This is a genomic window from Pseudomonas yamanorum, assembly GCF_013386765.1.
GTDB lineage: Bacteria > Pseudomonadota > Gammaproteobacteria > Pseudomonadales > Pseudomonadaceae > Aquipseudomonas > Aquipseudomonas yamanorum_A.
The window spans coordinates 28736-45466 of record NZ_JACARE010000052.1 but is presented as its reverse complement, the minus strand read 5'-3'; the positions used below and the strand labels follow the sequence as shown (position 1 = coordinate 45466).

Below are 16731 nucleotides of genomic sequence, written 5' to 3'. Positions count from 1 at the left end.
ATGCCTTTATAGACACAAGGCATTAGGACAATAGCCTACGGTGGTTGTTCTGAATCATTCGAAGTAGGACAATTGTCGGCTTCCCGACATCATCAGCGATATTGAATGGCCTTCCTTGCACTCGGTATTAACCACAAGACTGCTTCTGTAGACGTCCGCGAGCGCGTGGCTTTTACTCCCGAGCAGTTGGTTGAGGCCTTGCAGCAGCTCTGCCGGCTCACCGACAGTCGCGAAGCTGCGATCCTTTCGACCTGCAATCGCAGCGAGCTCTATATAGAGCAGGAGCATCTTTCAGCCGATGTGGTGCTGCGCTGGCTGGCCGATTACCACCATTTGAGCCTCGACGAGCTGCGCCAAAGCTCATATGTGCATGAAGAGGATGCGGCAGTTCGTCACATGATGCGCGTCGCCTCCGGGCTTGATTCGCTGGTGTTGGGCGAACCGCAGATCCTCGGCCAGATGAAGTCGGCCTACGCCGTGGCCCGCGAGGCCGGCACCATCGGCCCGTTGCTGGGGCGCCTGTTCCAGGCCACCTTCAATTCGGCCAAGCAAGTGCGCACCGACACCGCCATCGGTGAAAACCCGGTGTCCGTGGCGTTTGCCGCCGTCAGCCTGGCCAAACAGATTTTCAGTGACTTGCAACGCAGCCAGGCCCTGCTGATCGGCGCCGGCGAGACCATCACCCTGGTCGCCCGCCATCTGCACGAGCTGGGGGTTAAGCGTATCGTCGTCGCCAACCGCACCCTGGAGCGCGCGAGTATCCTCGCCGAGCAATTCGGTGCCCACGCGGTGTTGCTCTCCGACATCCCGGCCGAACTGGTGCGCAGCGATATCGTTATCAGCTCCACCGCCAGCCAGTTGCCGATCCTGGGTAAAGGCGCGGTGGAAAGCGCCCTGAAACTGCGCAAGCACAAGCCGATCTTCATGGTGGATATCGCCGTTCCCCGGGATATCGAGCCTGAAGTCGGCGAGTTGGACGACGTTTACCTCTACAGCGTCGACGACCTGCACGAAGTGGTCGCCGAAAATCTCAAGAGTCGCCAGGGCGCAGCCCAGGCCGCCGAGGAAATGGTCAGCACCGGTGCCGACGATTTCATGGTGCGCCTGCGTGAACTGGCGGCGGTGGACGTGCTCAAGGCCTATCGTCAGCAAGGCGAACGGCTGCGGGACGAGGAATTAATCAAGGCCCAGCGTATGCTCGCCAACGGCAGCAGCGCCGAAGACGTGCTGATGCAACTGGCGCGCGGCCTGACCAACAAATTGCTGCACGCCCCCAGTGTCCAGTTGAAAAAGCTTACCGCCGAAGGCCGCCTCGATGCGCTGGCCATGGCCCAGGAACTCTTTGCCCTCGGTGAGGGCGCGACAGAAAGCTCTTCGGATAAAAAACCGCAATGAAAGCGTCACTGCTCAATAAACTGGACGTCCTTCAGGACCGTTTCGAAGAACTGACCGCCTTGCTCGGCGATGGCGAAGTCATCTCCGATCAAACCAAGTTCCGCACCTATTCCAAGGAATACGCGGAAGTTGAACCGATTGTGGGCGCCTATACACAGTTGCTCAAGGTTCAGGCTGACCTCGAAGGCGCCCAGGCGCTGCTCAAGGACAGTGACCCGGACATGCGCGAAATGGCCGTTGAAGAAGTGCGTGAAGCCAAGGACAAGCTGATCGAACTGGAAGGCGACCTGCAACGCATGCTGCTGCCCAAGGACCCTAACGACGGTCGCAACGTGTTCCTCGAAATCCGTGCCGGCACCGGCGGTGACGAGGCGGCGATTTTTTCCGGCGACCTGTTCCGCATGTACTCGCGCTATGCCGAACGTCGTGGCTGGCGGGTCGAGATCCTGTCGGAGAACGAAGGCGAACACGGTGGCTATAAAGAAGTCATCGCCCGGGTGGAAGGCGAGAATGTCTACGGCAAGCTGAAGTTCGAGTCTGGCGTGCACCGCGTGCAGCGGGTGCCGGCGACGGAATCCCAGGGCCGTATCCACACCTCCGCGTGCACCGTGGCCGTGTTGCCCGAGCCGGACGAACAGGAAGCCATCGAGATCAACCCGGCGGACCTGCGGGTCGACACCTACCGTTCATCGGGCGCCGGTGGTCAGCACGTCAACAAGACCGACTCGGCGATCCGTATCACCCACTTGCCTTCGGGCATCGTGGTGGAGTGCCAGGAAGAACGTTCCCAGCACAAGAACCGTGCGCGGGCCATGTCCTGGCTGTCGGCCAAGCTCAACGACCAGCAGACCAGCGCTGCCGCCAACGCGATTGCCAGCGAGCGCAAGTTGCTGGTGGGTTCGGGCGACCGTTCCGAGCGCATCCGTACTTACAACTTTGCCCAGGGCCGGGTCACCGACCACCGCGTCAACCTGACGCTGTACTCCCTGGACGAAATCCTGGCCGGTGGCGTTGATGCAGTCATCGAGCCATTGTTGGCCGAATACCAGGCCGACCAGCTGGCGGCGATAGGTGAATAAATGACCATTATTGCCAGCCTGTTACGCGCCGCCGACCTGCCGGACTCGCCCACTGCGCGCCTGGACGTGGAATTGTTGCTGGCGGCTGCCCTGGGCAAGTCCCGCAGCTACCTGCACACCTGGCCGGAAAAAATCGTCAGCAGCGAAGACGCACTGACCTTTGCCGACTACCTGCAACGCCGCCGCACCGGCGAGCCGGTGGCCTACATCCTCGGCCAGCAGGGCTTCTGGAAGCTCTACCTGGAAGTGGCACCCCACACGCTGATCCCGCGTCCGGAAACCGAGATGCTGGTGGAAGCCGCCCTGGAATTGCTGCCGGCCACCCCGGCCAAGGTCCTCGACCTGGGCACCGGCAGCGGCGCGATTGCCCTGGCCCTAGCCAGTGAGCGCCCGGCCTGGCAAGTCACCGCCGTCGACCGCGTGCTGGAAGCCGTGGCCCTGGCCGAGCGCAACCGCCAGCGCCTGCACCTGAACAACGCCACGGTGCTGAACAGCCATTGGTTCAGCGCCCTCGAAGGCCACACCTACAACCTGATCATCAGCAACCCGCCTTATATCGCCGACACCGATCCGCACCTGGTGGCCGGTGATGTGCGCTTTGAGCCGGCCAGTGCGCTGGTGGCCGGGCACGATGGCCTGGACGACCTGCGGCTGATCATCGCCCAGGCGCCTGCGCACCTCGACGCCGCCGGCTGGTTGTTGCTGGAACACGGTTACGACCAGGCGCCTGCCGTTCGCGACCTGCTGCTGGGGGAGGGCTTTGAAGAAGTCCACAGCCGCATCGACCTGGGCGGCCACGAACGCATCACGTTGGGACGCCGCCCGTGATGAACGACCAGGAGCTGTTGCGCTATAGCCGGCAGATTCTGTTGCAGCATGTCGACATCGATGGCCAGTTGCGCCTGAAAAACGGCCGCGCGCTGATCGTCGGGCTCGGTGGCCTTGGTTCGCCCGTGGCGCTGTACCTGGCGGCGGCGGGTGTGGGTGAGCTGCATTTGGCGGATTTCGATACCGTCGACCTGACCAACTTGCAGCGCCAGATCCTTCATGACACCGACAGCGTCGGCCTGAGCAAGGTCGACTCGGCGATTCGCCGCCTGAGCGCGATCAATCCTGAGATACAGCTGGTCGCCCATCGCAGCGCGTTGGATGTGGATTCCCTTGCGGCCGCCGTGGCGGCGGTCGACGTGGTACTGGATTGCAGCGACAACTTCTCCACCCGCGAGGCAGTCAATGCTGCGTGTGTGGCTGCCGGCAAGCCGCTGGTCAGCGGCGCCGCGATTCGCCTGGAGGGCCAGTTGTCGGTGTTCGACCCGCGCCGCGCCGAAAGCCCGTGCTACCACTGTTTATACGGGCACGGCAGCGAAGCCGAACTGACCTGCAGCGAAGCCGGCGTCATCGGCCCGCTGGTGGGTTTGGTCGGCAGCCTGCAGGCCCTGGAAGCCTTGAAGTTGCTCGCCGGTTTCGGCGAGCCGCTGGTGGGGCGGCTGTTGTTGATCGACGCTCTTACCAGCCGGTTCCGTGAACTGCGGGTCAAGCGCGATCCCGGTTGCAGCGTCTGCGGTAGCCAGCATGGTTAAGGACGCGCCGATTGGTGTGTTCGACTCCGGTGTCGGCGGCCTGTCGGTGCTGGACGAAATCCAGCGTCTGCTGCCCCATGAATCGCTGCTGTACGTGGCGGATGGCGGCCATATTCCCTACGGCGAAAAAACTCCGGCGTTCATCCTTGATCGCTCGCGACGGGTGGCGCAGTTCTTCCGGGAGAAAGGCGCCAAGGCCTTTGTGATTGCCTGCAACACGGCGACCGTCGCCGCCGTCGCCGATTTGCGCCAGGACTATCCAGACTGGCCGCTGGTGGGCATGGAGCCTGCGGTTAAACCCGCCGCCGCCGCGACCCGCAGTGGCGTGGTCGGCGTGCTGGCGACCACCGGCACCCTGCAAAGCGCCAAGTTTGCCGCCTTGCTCGACCGTTTCGCTACAGATGTGCGGGTGATGACCCAGCCCTGCCCGGGCCTGGTGGAGTTGATCGAGACCGGCGACTTGAACAGCCTGGCGTTGCGCCGGCTGTTGCAAGGCTATGTCGAGCCGCTGATTGCGGCCGGTTGCGACACCATCATCCTGGGCTGCACCCACTATCCCTTCCTCAAGCCCTTGCTTGCCGAAATGCTCCCGCCGACGATCATTCTGATCGACACGGGCGCGGCAGTCGCCCGTCAGTTACAGCGCCTGCTGAGTGATCGCGAACTGCTGGCCACCGGCAATCCCGAGCCTGCACAGTTCTGGACCAGCGGCGATCCGGATCACCTAAGAAAAATCCTACCAACCCTATGGAAATCTCCTGGCGTTGTGCGTAGTTTTGGCGTGTGAAAAAAACGTGAAATAACGCCTTTATCCGCTGAACTTCTGGCTACACGGCAGCTTCTATAGCAAGTTAGCCGGTACAAAATCATACAACTTCGTTCGGAAGGGATGTTTCTCTATGAAGCGCTTGTTCTGTTTGGCTGCGATTGCGGCTGCAATGTTGGGGCACTCTTTTTCTGCGCAGGCTGCGGGCCTGGAATTTGGAGTGGGGAGTACGAGCGATTCGACCATGACCTATCGGTTGGGGCTGACCTCGAATTGGGACAAAAGCTGGTGGCAGACCGATACGGGCCGCGTGACCGGGTACTGGAGTGGGGCCTACACCTATTGGGACGGTGACAAGCGCGCCAGCGTCAGCAGCCTGTCGTTCTCGCCGGTGTTTGTGTATGAGTTTGCCGGGGAGCGGGTGAAGCCGTACATCGAGGCCGGGGTTGGCGTGGCGGTGTTCTCCCGCACGCGGGTGGAAGACAACAACATCGGCCAGGCTTTCCAGTTTGAAGACCGACTGGGCTTTGGCTTGCGCTTTGTCGGTGGGAGTGAAGTGGGTATTCGTGCCACCCATTACTCCAATGCCGGGATCAGCAGCAATAACGATGGTGTCGAGAGCTATTCGCTGCACTACACGATGCCGCTGTAACGCTCAAGAACACCGCAAAACCCTTGTAGGAGCTGGCTTGCCAGCGATGCAGGCACCTCGGTGCATCAGTTACACCGAGTTGATGCTATCGCCGGCAAGCCAGCTCCCACAGTTGATCTATATCGGTTTCAAAATCAGCGATACACCGTCGCAATCCCCTGGCGCTCATCAATGCACTCCGGCGCGCCCATCTCGAACTCCCGGCAAATCAGCGGTCGCTTCTCATAGATCGTGCACATCATCGTGTCGCGATCCAGCGCCGCGCACCAGCCGTCATCCAGGCGCAGCATGACTTCGCCGCCCCAATCGTCGGTATCGATAAAGCGATCAGGCACGCCGGTATCGGTGATCAGCATGACTTCCAGCTGGCAGCAGCACGCGGCGCAGGTGGAGCAGGTGACGGCGGGTTCGGCGATTTGGGTGTGGGGGATGTTGGTCATAGGCGCGCAGTGTAAGGCAAGCGGCTTATGCGTGTGTGAAAGGCCTGACGGACGTCAGTGTGCCAACTGCCTGGCGACCCAGTGCAGCAATGGAAAAATCATGCCCCAGAGCAACGCCAGGCCGAGGATGGTCGCCACGGTGCCGTAGCCGAAACTGACCCCGGCCAACTGGCTGCCGGCGTAATAAGACAACGGCCCGCCCACCGCACCCAACAGGCTCGCGCGCCACCAGGGCTGCGCGCTCCAGGCCAGGCAATGGCGCAGCGTGGTTGCCAACAGCGCCCACAACAGGATCAGCCATAAAGGCGCCAGCGGTCCCGGCATGCTGAAATGAAACACGCCAAACCCGCGCAACGCGGTGTCGATCACCGTGCCCAGCAGGGTGACGGCCAGGATCACCTGGCCCTCCTCGGACCACGAACTTATCCACAGCAGATGGACCGCCAGCACGGCCACTCCCACCAACAGCCACAGGCTGTTGCCGCCCAGTACGCAGGCGAACCAGCCGCACTGGAACAGCACGGCGTTCGCCAGCGGTTTAAGCATCAAAACGCCCGAGCAGCGGCTGGGTCAGCGCCGCCGGCTTGGCCAGCAGCATCTGTGCGGTGCCGATGGTGCGCTCCATGAAGCCGCCTTCGCAGTAGCACAGGTAAAACTCCCACAGGCGCAGGAAGTATTCGTCGTAGCCCATCTCCGTCAGGCGGCTGTGGGCGCGGCGAAAGTTCTCATGCCACAGGCGCAGGGTACGCGCGTAATGCAGGCCGAAATCCTCCATGTGCAGCAGGTTCATGTCGGTGTCGCGGCTGACGATCTCGAGCATCTTCTGCACGCAGGGCAGGGCACCGCCGGGGAAGATGTAGCGCTGGATAAAGTCCACGCTGCTCTTGGCCTGTTCGTAGCGTTGCTCACGAATGGTGATGGCTTGCAGCAACATCAGGCCGTTGCCCTTGAGCAACTGCGCGCACTGCTTGAAATAGGTGGGCAGGAAGCGATGGCCCACCGCTTCGATCATCTCGATGGACACCAGCTTGTCGTACTGCCCGGTCAGGTCGCGGTAGTCCTCAAGCAGCAGCGTCACCTGGCTCTGCAAACCCAGGGCCTCGATGCGCTTTTCGGTGTAGGCAAACTGCTCCTTGGACAAGGTCGTGGTGGTGACCTTGCAGCCATATTGCTGCGCCGCATAAATCGCCATGCTGCCCCAGCCGGTGCCGATTTCCAGCAGGTGGTCGGACGGTTTCAGGGCGAGCTTCTGGCAGATACGTTCCAGCTTGTTCAACTGCGCCTGTTCCAGGGTGTCGTCGGCGGTGAGGAACTGCGCGGCCGAATACATCATGGTCGGGTCGAGGAATTCTTCGAACAGGTCGTTGCCCAGGTCGTAGTGGGCAGCGATGTTTTTCTGCGAGCCCTTGCGCGTATTGCGGTTGAGCCAGTGCAGGCCCTGGGTGAAGGGCCGCGCGAGTTTGGCCAGGCCACCTTCCAGCGCATCCAGCACATCGAGGTTACTGACCATCACCCGCACCACGGCGGTGAGGTCCGGGCTGCTCCAGTAACCATGAATAAATGCTTCGCCCGCACCGATGGAACCGTTGGCCGCCACCAGGCCCCACACGGCTGAATCGAGGATCTGGATTTCCCCCAGCAGGTGCGCTTCCCGTGCGCCGAAGACTTGCCGTTCGCCGTCCTCCACCACCACCAACTGGCCGTGGCGCAGTTGGCCGAGCTGGCGCAGCACCGCTTTGCGCAGCAGTGCGGCGGTCATGCCGTTGACGTTCAAGCGGTTGGATTTGACCGATAAGCTAGGGGATTTCATGGCGGCGATCCTTGGTGTACCCGACTGCGGTGCGAGAAGCGCCTTCGGCGGCGTGATGGGAAAAAATCGGCGTGCGTTTAAGCAGAAGGCGCAAGGCTTGCCAATAAATGGCCAGGCAGGTCTTGGCGGTCATCCACGGGAAGCGCCACAGGTAACGGTGCAGGCTGGCGCGGTTCAAGGCTTCGCGTTGCAGGCTCAAGGTGGCGTCGAAGACTTTCAGCTCGCCCTGCCAGTCGGCCATGTGCACGCCGAGCCTGGCGGCGGGCGGGCTGAAGCTCATGCGGTACTCAAGGTCCCGGGGCAGAAACGGCGACACATGAAACGCCTTGGCCACCGCGAAGTGCTGGTGCTCGTCGGCCGGCAACGCCTGGGCCGGCAGCACGTAGTGATAACGCTCGCGCCACGGGGTGTTGGTCACTTCACAGAGGATCGCGGCCAGTGTTCCATCGGCCTCGAAGCAGTAGAAGAAACTCACCGGATTAAAAGCCAGGCCCCAACTGCGAGCCTGGGTCAGCAGGCAGATTGCGCCCAGGGGGATGCGCCCCAGGGCCTTGCCGACTTCTTGGCGTACGGCATCGGTCAAGCTCATGCCGTGACGGGTGAATTCTCGCAGGTAATCCTGCTGGCGAAACGCGAAGGGCGCCCAGCGCTCGCCCGCCAGTGGCGACAAGCCGAACACGTCGTGCTGTTCGCTGAGGTCCAGGTACAGCAGGCCGATCCGGTAGCGGAAGGCATGGCCCTTGGGCGTAAACCGCCGATGGGCGATCCAGCCGCTGTAGAGGGCGCTGTTCACAGGATTTCCCCAAATGCCTTGGCCACGCGCAACGCGCTGACCACGCCGTCTTCGTGGAAACCGTTGGCCCAGTAGGCGCCGCAATAATAGGTGTGCTGCGCGCCGTGCAATTCTTCCCAGCGCGCTTGCGCGGCCACGGCGGCCAGGCTGTATTGCGGATGGGCATAGGTGTAGCGGGCGAGAACCTTGAGCGGGTTGATCATCGCCGTCTGGTTGAGGCTCACGCAAAAGGTGGTGGCGCTGTCGATGCCTTGCAGGATGTTCATGTCGTAGGTCACGGCCGCCTGCTTGTGCGCGCTGCCGTCCAGGCGATAGTTCCAGCTGGCCCAGGCCAGTTTGCGCTCGGGCAGCAAGCGGGTGTCGGTGTGCAGGACCACGTCGTTGTCGGCGTAGGGCAAGGCGCCGAGGATCTGTTGCTCGGCCACGCTCGCATCGCCCAGCAATGCCAGGGCCTGGTCGCTGTGGCAGGCGAACACCACCTTGTCGAAGGCCTCGCTGCCGGCGGCGCTGTGGATCACCACGCCGATCGCTGTGCGTTCAACCCGGGTGACCGGGCAGTTGAGGCGAATTTTTTCGCGAAAGGACTGGGTCAGCGGCTCGATATAGCGGCTGGAACCGCCTTCGATCACGCACCACTGCGGCCGGTTGCTCACCGACAACAAACCATGGTTCTTGAAGAACCGTACGAAGAATTGCAGGGGAAACCCGAGCATGTCCGCCAGGGACATCGACCAGATCGCCGCGCCCATCGGCACGATGTAGTGCTGGATAAACCGCTGGCCGTAGCCGCCCGCTTGCAGGTACTCGCCGAGGGTCATCTCGGCGCTGATGCGTTGCTCTTGCAGGTCCAGCGGCGCCTGGCGGTTGAAGCGCAGGATGTCGCGCAACATGCCCCAGAACCCCGGCGACAGAATGTTGCTGCGTTGGGCGAACAGGCTGTTGAGGTTGTTGCCGTTGTATTCGAACCCGGCGTTCGGGTCGCACACCGAAAAGCTCATCTCGGTGGGTTTGAACGTCACACCTACCTGCCCCAGCAGCTTGATGAAGTTGGGGTAGGTCCAGTTGTTGAACACGATGAAGCCGGTGTCCACCGCATAGCTTTTGCCATCCACCGTGACATTCACCGTGTGGGTGTGCCCGCCGATGCGGTCGCCCGCCTCGAACAGGGTGATGTCATGGCGGCGGCTGAGCAGGTAGGCACTGGTCAGCCCGGCAATGCCGCTGCCGATAATGGCGATCTTCACAGGTCGTCCTTGAGCGGTGGCGGGCTGCGCAGCATGCGTTTGCCGATGATCAGTTGCACCCGGTTCGGCAACTTCGACAGCGGCCACAACGCGGCAATAAACAGGGCCGGAAAGGCAATTTCCAAGGGACGGTTTTTCAGCTTGGCGAAGATATGCCGCGCGGCCTTGTCCGCCGGCCAGCTCAAGGGCATCGGGAAATCATTGCGGGCCGTCAGCGGTGTGTCGACAAACCCCGGGCTGACCACCGTGACGTCAATCCCTTCGGGTGACAGGTCGATGCGCAGGGATTCGAACAGGTAACGCAGGCCGGCCTTGGAGGCACCATAGGCTTCCGCCCGGGGCATCGGCAGGTAGGTCACTGCGCTGGCCACGCCGACCAGGTGCGGGGTATTGCCTGCGCGCAACAGCGGCAGGGCAGCCTCGATGCAGTAACTGCTGGCGAGCAGGTTGGTGCGCACCACGTGTTCGATGATCGAGGCGTCGAATTGCTTGGCATCCACGTATTCGCAGGTGCCCGCGTTAAGGATCACAGTGTCCAGCGAGCCCCAGACCACGGCGATGTGTTCACCGATTTCGCGCACGGTCTGGCTGTTGGTCAGGTCGCCTGCCACTACCAGCACTTGCCCGGGGTATTGCGTTGCGAGTTGGTCCAGCGGCGCCTTGGAGCGGGAGCTGACGGCCACGTGGGCGCCGCTGTCGAGCAGCGCCTTGGCCAGTTCGGCACCGATGCCGCTGCTGGCGCCGGTCAACCAATAACGGCGTGGGGGTATAAGGCTCATCCCATTCTCCTTTTCAACCAACTGACCACGCCACCGAGGACCGGCACGTGTTCATACAGCAGTGCACCTGCGTCGAAATAGTCTCGATGCTGGTACACCTTGTCGCGCCACAGTAGGTGCGAGCAGCCTTCGACGCGAATCACTTCGCCCTTGGCCAGGCGCGGGTGGCAGAAGCTCATTTTCCAGCGCAGGTAGCCTTCGCCTTCAGCCACTTGATCGAAGCCATGGAAGTCAAAGCGCAGCTGGGTGACGTTGTCGTACAGCTCGGCGAAGTAACGGTGCAGCGCCGGCAGCCCGTGCACTTCATGCAGCGGGTCGGTAAAGCTGATGTCCTGGCTGTACAGGCTGTCGAGCAGGTGCAGGTTGTGCTTGTCCACACTGGCAAAGGCCTGGGCGAAGCGGCGCAGGAAGTCACTCATAACCACCCCCGACCGCCTGGCGTGAAGGCAGGCTGCGGAAGGCGGCGAGGGCGCGGTCGCGGGATTTTTTCAAATCGACGATAGGACGAGGATAGTCGGCCACGCCGAACAGGCCGCCCACGGCGTCGGGGTTGTGCACTTCCTTTTTGTTCAGCGCCGCCAGTTGCGGCAGCCAGTGCTTGATGAACACGCCTTCGCCGTCGAATTTTTCCGACTGGCTCAAGGGGCTGAAAATCCGGAAATACGGCGCCGAGTCGGTGCCGGTGGACGAACTCCACTGCCAGCCGCCGTTGTTAGCGGCCAGGTCGCCGTCGATCAGGTGGCGCATGAAAAAACGCTCGCCTTCGCGCCAGTCGATCAGCAGGTTTTTGGTCAGGAACATCGCCACCACCATGCGCAGGCGGTTATGCATCCAGCCGGTTTCCAGCAATTGGCGCATGGCCGCATCGATGATCGGCAGGCCGGTGCGGGCTTCCTGCCAGGCCTTCAAGTCGTCGGGGCTGTTGCGCCAGGCCACGGCTTCGGTTTCCGGGCGGAACGCGCGGTGGCGCGAGACCCGTGGGTAACCCACCAGGATATGTTTGTAGAACTCGCGCCACAGCAGTTCGTTGATCCAGGTGATGGCGCCGATGTCGCCGCTTTCGAACTCACCCTGGTTGCTTTGCAGTGCGGCGTGCAGGCACTGGCGCGGCGAAACCACACCGGCGGCCAGGTAAGCCGAGAGCTGGCTGGTACCGGGCTTGGCCGGGAAGTCGCGTTCGTCCTTGTAGTAGCTGATTTGCCCGTCGGCAAACTGCTCGAGACGGCGCCGGGCTTCGGCTTCACCGGCTGGCCACAGGGCGCGCAGGGCCTCGGTTGGCGAGGCAAAACCGTCGACGTGATCCGGGACCGGGTCGCTTTTGAGTGTGAGCGGCGCTTGGGCCTTGGGTGTTGCGACCAGGCGGGGCAGCGCGCCGTGCAAGCGGCTGTAGCAGACCTTGCGGAACTGGCTGAACACCTGGAAGTACGTACCGGTCTTGGTCAGGACGCTGCCGGGCTGGAACAGCAGCTGGTCCAGGTAGTTGTGGAAGGTTACGCCCCGGGCTTCGAGGGCCTGGGCGACGGCGGCGTCGCGGCGCTCTTCGTGGATGCCATATTCGTCATTGACGTGCACCGACTCGACCGACAGTTCCTGGCACAGGTCTGCCAGGACTTGCGGTGCCTGGTCCCAGGTAGCGGCGGGGCGGACCAAAAGCGGGATGTTCAACTCGCCCAATGCCACGCTCAAGCGCTTGAGGTTGCGCAGCCAGAAGTCGACTTTGCACGGCGCGTCATCGTGGGCCAGCCACTGCTGCGGGCTGATCAGGTAGACAGCCGCTGTCGGGCCGCGCTGTGCGGCGGCGGCGAGGGCGGTGTTGTCATGCAGGCGCAGGTCGGTGCGCAGCCAGATCAAGTGCATTTAAATAAGTCCCTGCTGGATCAGTACCTGATGGGCCGATAACGGGTCTTCGGCCAGCAGCAAATCAGGAATGTCTTGGGTTAATACGGACAGCTCGGCCTGGTGGATGCATACCGTTGGTCCGGTTATCAGTTTTGGGCAACTGAAGCCGCTCAAAAGTTTGCCCAGTGCCGACGTATGGAGTGCCTTGCTCGAATACAGCAGCACCGCCCGGGGTTGCAGGTGCTCGACGGCCAGGGCCAGTTCGCCGGCCGGCAGTGGCCAGTCGAACACTTCCACCGGGCAGTCGGCGCTGCTGGCCAGCCAGGCGGTGAGCCACAGATGCGGCTCCAGCGGCAGGTCGGATTGGTTGACCAGCAGCAACGGCGCGCCATTGAGCTGGCGGTTGTTGTGGTACATCCGCGCGCCGAATTTGCTGCGCAGCCAGGAGTAAAAAAACACCCGCTCCATCTGCGCGCCGAATTGGCCTTGCCAGCGCAGTTCAAGCTCCTTGAGCAACGGCAATAACAACTGCTCGCACAAGGTGCGCGGCGGGTACAGCGCCATGGCCTGGTTGAAGGCGTCATCCACTCGGCGTTCGGCCAATTCGCTGATGGCCTGCATCAGGTGCTGGCGACGGTTGTGCCATTCGTTTTCCACCGGCGGCTCGCTGGCGGGTTGCGCGGTGTCGATCAGGCTCTTGACCTGGCTGACGGGCACGCCGCGGTTGAGCCAGGTCAGGATGGTGTGGATACGTTGCACGTGTTCGGCAGAAAACAGCCGGTGCCCCTTGGGCGTGCGCTGGGGCACGATCAGGCCATAGCGCCGCTCCCAGGCGCGCAGGGTCACAGCGTTGACGCCGGTCTGGCGCGCCACTTCGCGGATCGGCAGCCAGCCTTGTTCGATGGCCTCGGCGATGTCTTCGACAGGTTCTTGCAGGGGGAGAGTCATAGGTTAAATCGCATTACGCAGGCTGAGGTTTTCCGGGTGCGGTTGCAGGTAAGCCTGCTGCGCGATGTAGCGGTCCGGATGCTGGCGAAAGTGGTGCTTGAGCAGGGTCAACGGCACCACCAGCGGCACGATGCCCTGGCGGTATTGGCCGATGAGGGTCTGCACTTCCTGTTTGTCTTCGGCGCTGATGGCTTGCTTGAGGTAGCCGCTGATGTGTTGCAACACGTTGGTGTGGGTGCCGCGTGTGGCGCACTTGGTCAGGGCGGTCATCAGTTCGCTGAAATAGCCGGCGGCCAGGGCGTCGAGGTCGACGTCCCTGGGCATGCTGCCCAGCAGGTTGCCGAGGCTTTTGTAATGCACCGGGCTGTGGGCCATCAGCAGGTATTTGTAGCGAGCGTGAAATTCCAGCAGGCGGTGGCGGGTCAGGCCTTCGGCGAGCAGTTGCTGCCAGGTGGCGTAGACGAATACCCGGGTCAGGAAGTTTTCCCGCAGTACCGGGTCATTCAGCCGACCGTCTTCTTCTACCGGCAGGTTGGGGTGGCGCGCGCAAAACGCCTGGGCATAGATGCCGCGCCCGCCGCCGTCGATGGGCATGCCGTTTTCCTGATAGACCTTGACCCGCTCCAGGCCGCAGGACGGGGATTTCTGCATGAAGATGTAACCGCAGAGGTCGGTGTGTTCAGCGGCCATTTGTTGGCCGTAGTCGTCCAGCGGCCGGGTCACGTTGAGTTCGCGGTGCACCGTGCCAACGGCCTGGGGGTTGAGCGGGTCGCCCACCAGGCGAATCGGCTCGCGGGGAATGCCCAGGCCGATGGCCACTTCCGGGCACAGCGGCACGAAGTCGAAGTAATCGGCGAGGGTGTGGCTGCACAGATGTGATTGTTTGTGCCCGCCGTTGAACCGCACGTTCTCGCCCAACAGGCAGGCACTGATGGCGATTTTCGGTTTGCCGGTGGCGGGCAGGGTGCTGGGCATGGCCAAACCTCTATGAAAAATCCTGTACAGAGTTAAATTTCTGTACAACTTAATCTCATCATAGGTTTGAAGCTGTACAAGTCAAATAATTTGTACAGGTTTTTTCGGGGGCGGCTATTTCCAGCCGATTTTCCAGTCTTCGGCGTTTTGCAGGGTTTGCCAGGCCAGGCGCTGCACGCGATGGCTCATGATGGCTTCCAGCTCGATCTCCTGCACATCGCCATCGTCGTCGCGCAGCAACTGGGTCACCAGGAAGTGTTTTTCCTTGTGCTGCGGGCGGGCTGCTGTCCACTTCGACAGCAGCAACTTGGCGGGATTGATGCGGTTCATTGCAGGTGCTCGATCAGCCGCCGGGCCGCTTCCTGGCCGCTGAGCCAGGCGCCTTCCACACGGCCTGACAGGCACCAGTCACCGCACACGTACAAGCCCAGGTCGGCGTCGGCCAGCACGCCAAATTCGTGGCTGGTGGACGGCCGCGCGTACAGCCAGCGGTGGGCGAGAGTGAAGGAGGGTGCAGGCATCGCGCTGTGCAAAAGTTCGGCGAAGGCGCCGTGCAGGTGTTCGATCACCGCTTCCTTGGACAGGTCCAGGTGTTGCTTGCTCCAGGTGCTGGTGGCGTGCAGAACCCAGGTGTCGAGGGTGGTGTCGCGCCCCGGTTTGCTGCGGTTGCGGGCCAGCCAGTCCAGCGGGCTGTCCTGCACGAAGCAGCCTTCCATGGGCGTATCCAACGGCTTGTCGAAGGCCAGGGCGACGGCCCAGGTCGGGTCCATTTTTACCCCGGCTGCGGCACTCGCCAGCTTGGGCGCAGCGGCCAGCAAGGCGGTGGCCTGCGGCGCCGGGGTGGCGATGATCACGTGGCTGAAGGGGCCGTGGTTTTCGCCGTCGGCGTCCAGCAGGTTCCAGTGGTGTTTGCCCTGGAACACTTCGGTGATGCGGCATCCGAAGTGCACCGGCAGGTCATCCAGCAGGGCACGGGTGATCGCACTCATGCGCGGCGTGCCGACCCAGCGAATCTGTTCATCGGGGGAGGGCGTGAGTTGCCCGGACTTGAAGTTGTACAGCTGGGGTTTCCATTGCTCGGCGCAACCCTGCGCCTGCCAGCGTTGCACTTCGTTGACGAAGCGCCGGTCGCGGGCGGTGAAGTACTGTGCGCCCATGTCCAGTGCCCCGGCATCGCTGCGCTTGCTGGACATGCGACCGCCACTGCCGCGGCTTTTATCGAAGAGTTGTACAGCGTGCCCCGCGTCTTTCAACGCTCGGGCGGCGGAGAGACCGGCGATGCCGGTGCCAATGATCGCGATGGGAACAGTCATGGGAGGCCTCGTTTTACCGTTGGGTACAGACTACGCCGACACCAATAGCTGTACAATATTGTTTTTTGGTATAAGTTTTGGCGTACCTGATCGTTTGGCGTGACCTATGGTTAAACCTGAGGGTTTAACCACCGTTGCGCCCGATTAAAACATCCCTGTCTATAAAATAGACTAACGGTGGTCGGCGAACGTTACACGAGGAACAACTCATGCACATTTTGCTGACCGGCGGTACGGGTTTGATCGGCCGTCAACTCTGCCAACACTGGCTTGCCCAAGGCCATCAACTTACGGTCTGGAGCCGCCATCCCGAGCAAGTGGCGAAACTGTGCGGCGCCCAAGTGCGCGGCATCGCCCGCCTGCAAGACATAAACGAGCCGGTGGGCGCGGTGGTCAACCTGGCCGGCGCGCCGATTGCCGACCGCCCCTGGACCCATAAACGCAAGGCGTTGCTGTGGAGCAGTCGCATCGGCCTGACCGAAACCTTGTTGGCCTGGCTTGAGGGCCTCGAGCAAAAACCGGCGGTACTGATCTCCGGCTCTGCGGTCGGCTGGTATGGCGACGGCGGCGAGCGTGAGCTGACCGAAGACAGTGGCCCGGTGCAGGACGATTTCGGCAGCCAGCTATCGATCGCCTGGGAAGAAACGGCCCAGCGCGCCGAGGCATTGGGTATCCGCGTGGTACTGGTGCGTACCGGGTTGGTGCTGGCGGCCGAGGGCGGCTTTTTGTCGCGCCTGTTGCTGCCGTTCAAACTTGCGCTGGGCGGGCCTATCGGCAATGGTCGGCAGTGGATGCCGTGGGTCCATATAAAGGATCAAATCGCCCTGATTGATTTTCTTCTGCACAAGAGCGATGCCAGCGGTCCTTATAATGCGTGCGCGCCACACCCGGTGCGCAACCTTGAGTTTGCCAAGACCCTGGGCAAGGTGCTGCACCGCCCGGCGTTCATGCCCATGCCGGCGTTTGCCTTGCGCATCGGCCTGGGTGAGTTGTCCGGCTTGTTGCTGGGCGGCCAGCGGGCGTTGCCCCAGCGGCTGTTGGCGGCCGGTTTCACTTTCCAGTTCACTGAGTTGCACGCGGCCCTGGACGACTTGTCCAGCCGCCTCTAGAGATAGGAT

General features: G+C 62.4%; 19 protein-coding genes. 7 read left to right on the top strand and 12 right to left on the bottom strand.

Annotation, left to right across the window (positions count from 1 at the left end):
* The first annotated feature begins 105 nt into the window (after window positions 1-105).
* From hemA to HX875_RS29440, 6 genes are all read left to right on the top strand, one after another.
* On the top strand, window positions 106-1395 hold the full coding sequence (hemA, locus tag HX875_RS29465) for a glutamyl-tRNA reductase (RefSeq protein WP_008432265.1): 1290 nt from the start codon (window positions 106-108) through the stop codon (window positions 1393-1395).
* A complete protein-coding gene (gene prfA / locus HX875_RS29460; RefSeq protein WP_177048181.1) occupies window positions 1392-2474 on the top strand; it encodes a peptide chain release factor 1 in 1083 nt (360 codons plus the stop codon). The genes hemA and prfA overlap by 4 nt, the downstream gene beginning before the upstream one ends.
* Complete coding sequence (gene prmC / locus HX875_RS29455; protein WP_177048179.1) at window positions 2475-3302, top strand: peptide chain release factor N(5)-glutamine methyltransferase; 828 nt, start codon at window positions 2475-2477, stop codon at window positions 3300-3302.
* Complete coding sequence (locus HX875_RS29450; protein ID WP_177048177.1) at window positions 3299-4054, top strand: molybdopterin-synthase adenylyltransferase MoeB; 756 nt, start codon at window positions 3299-3301, stop codon at window positions 4052-4054. The genes prmC and HX875_RS29450 overlap by 4 nt, the downstream gene beginning before the upstream one ends.
* Window positions 4047-4841 carry a glutamate racemase gene (gene murI, locus HX875_RS29445; RefSeq protein WP_177048175.1) on the top strand — a complete coding sequence of 265 codons (795 nt, stop codon included), beginning with the start codon at window positions 4047-4049 and terminating at the stop codon, window positions 4839-4841. The genes HX875_RS29450 and murI overlap by 8 nt, the downstream gene beginning before the upstream one ends.
* Window positions 4842-4953: 112 nt before the next feature.
* Entirely contained in the window at window positions 4954-5472 is a 519-nt protein-coding gene (locus HX875_RS29440; protein WP_177048173.1) for an acyloxyacyl hydrolase, read from the top strand.
* Between the two features lie 134 nt (window positions 5473-5606).
* On the opposite strand, the gene HX875_RS29435 is transcribed toward HX875_RS29440, so the two are convergent.
* The 12 genes from HX875_RS29435 to HX875_RS29380 form a co-directional block, all read right to left on the bottom strand.
* Window positions 5607-5912: a YkgJ family cysteine cluster protein gene (locus HX875_RS29435; RefSeq protein WP_003208416.1), complete on the bottom strand. Its 306-nt coding sequence runs from the start codon at window positions 5910-5912 to the stop codon at window positions 5607-5609.
* A 54-nt stretch (window positions 5913-5966) separates the two neighbouring features.
* Complete coding sequence (locus HX875_RS29430; protein WP_177048171.1) at window positions 5967-6458, bottom strand: DUF2878 domain-containing protein; 492 nt, start codon at window positions 6456-6458, stop codon at window positions 5967-5969.
* Window positions 6451-7722, bottom strand: coding sequence for an SAM-dependent methyltransferase (locus tag HX875_RS29425; protein WP_177048169.1), 1272 nt, complete (start codon window positions 7720-7722; stop codon window positions 6451-6453). Before HX875_RS29425 ends, HX875_RS29430 begins: the two co-directional genes overlap by 8 nt.
* Complete coding sequence (locus tag HX875_RS29420; RefSeq protein ID WP_177048167.1) at window positions 7709-8515, bottom strand: DUF1365 domain-containing protein; 807 nt, start codon at window positions 8513-8515, stop codon at window positions 7709-7711. Before HX875_RS29420 ends, HX875_RS29425 begins: the two co-directional genes overlap by 14 nt.
* Window positions 8512-9759 (bottom strand): NAD(P)/FAD-dependent oxidoreductase, encoded by a 1248-nt coding sequence (locus tag HX875_RS29415; RefSeq protein WP_177048165.1) that lies wholly within the window; start codon window positions 9757-9759, stop codon window positions 8512-8514. The genes HX875_RS29420 and HX875_RS29415 overlap by 4 nt, the downstream gene beginning before the upstream one ends.
* Window positions 9756-10538, bottom strand: coding sequence for an SDR family NAD(P)-dependent oxidoreductase (locus HX875_RS29410; RefSeq protein WP_177048163.1), 783 nt, complete (start codon window positions 10536-10538; stop codon window positions 9756-9758). Before HX875_RS29410 ends, HX875_RS29415 begins: the two co-directional genes overlap by 4 nt.
* Window positions 10535-10957, bottom strand: a complete 423-nt coding sequence (locus HX875_RS29405; protein ID WP_177048161.1) for a nuclear transport factor 2 family protein — start codon at window positions 10955-10957, stop codon at window positions 10535-10537. The genes HX875_RS29410 and HX875_RS29405 overlap by 4 nt, the downstream gene beginning before the upstream one ends.
* The gene (phrB, locus tag HX875_RS29400) at window positions 10950-12395 is read right to left on the bottom strand and encodes a deoxyribodipyrimidine photo-lyase (protein ID WP_177048159.1); all 1446 of its coding nucleotides are present in this window, start codon (window positions 12393-12395) and stop codon (window positions 10950-10952) included. The genes HX875_RS29405 and phrB overlap by 8 nt, the downstream gene beginning before the upstream one ends.
* Window positions 12396-13325, bottom strand: coding sequence for a MerR family transcriptional regulator (locus tag HX875_RS29395; protein ID WP_177048157.1), 930 nt, complete (start codon window positions 13323-13325; stop codon window positions 12396-12398).
* Window positions 13326-13328: 3 nt separating this feature from the next.
* Entirely contained in the window at window positions 13329-14300 is a 972-nt protein-coding gene (locus HX875_RS29390; RefSeq protein WP_371321507.1) for a YbgA family protein, read from the bottom strand.
* A gap of 114 nt (window positions 14301-14414) precedes the next feature.
* Window positions 14415-14630 carry a TIGR02450 family Trp-rich protein gene (locus tag HX875_RS29385; RefSeq protein ID WP_177048156.1) on the bottom strand — a complete coding sequence of 72 codons (216 nt, stop codon included), beginning with the start codon at window positions 14628-14630 and terminating at the stop codon, window positions 14415-14417.
* Window positions 14627-15613 (bottom strand): NAD(P)/FAD-dependent oxidoreductase, encoded by a 987-nt coding sequence (locus HX875_RS29380; RefSeq protein ID WP_177048154.1) that lies wholly within the window; start codon window positions 15611-15613, stop codon window positions 14627-14629. Before HX875_RS29380 ends, HX875_RS29385 begins: the two co-directional genes overlap by 4 nt.
* A gap of 209 nt (window positions 15614-15822) precedes the next feature.
* Between HX875_RS29380 and HX875_RS29375 the strand changes: the two genes are divergently transcribed.
* Complete coding sequence (locus HX875_RS29375; protein WP_177048151.1) at window positions 15823-16722, top strand: TIGR01777 family oxidoreductase; 900 nt, start codon at window positions 15823-15825, stop codon at window positions 16720-16722.
* Window positions 16723-16731: the final 9 nt, after the last annotated feature.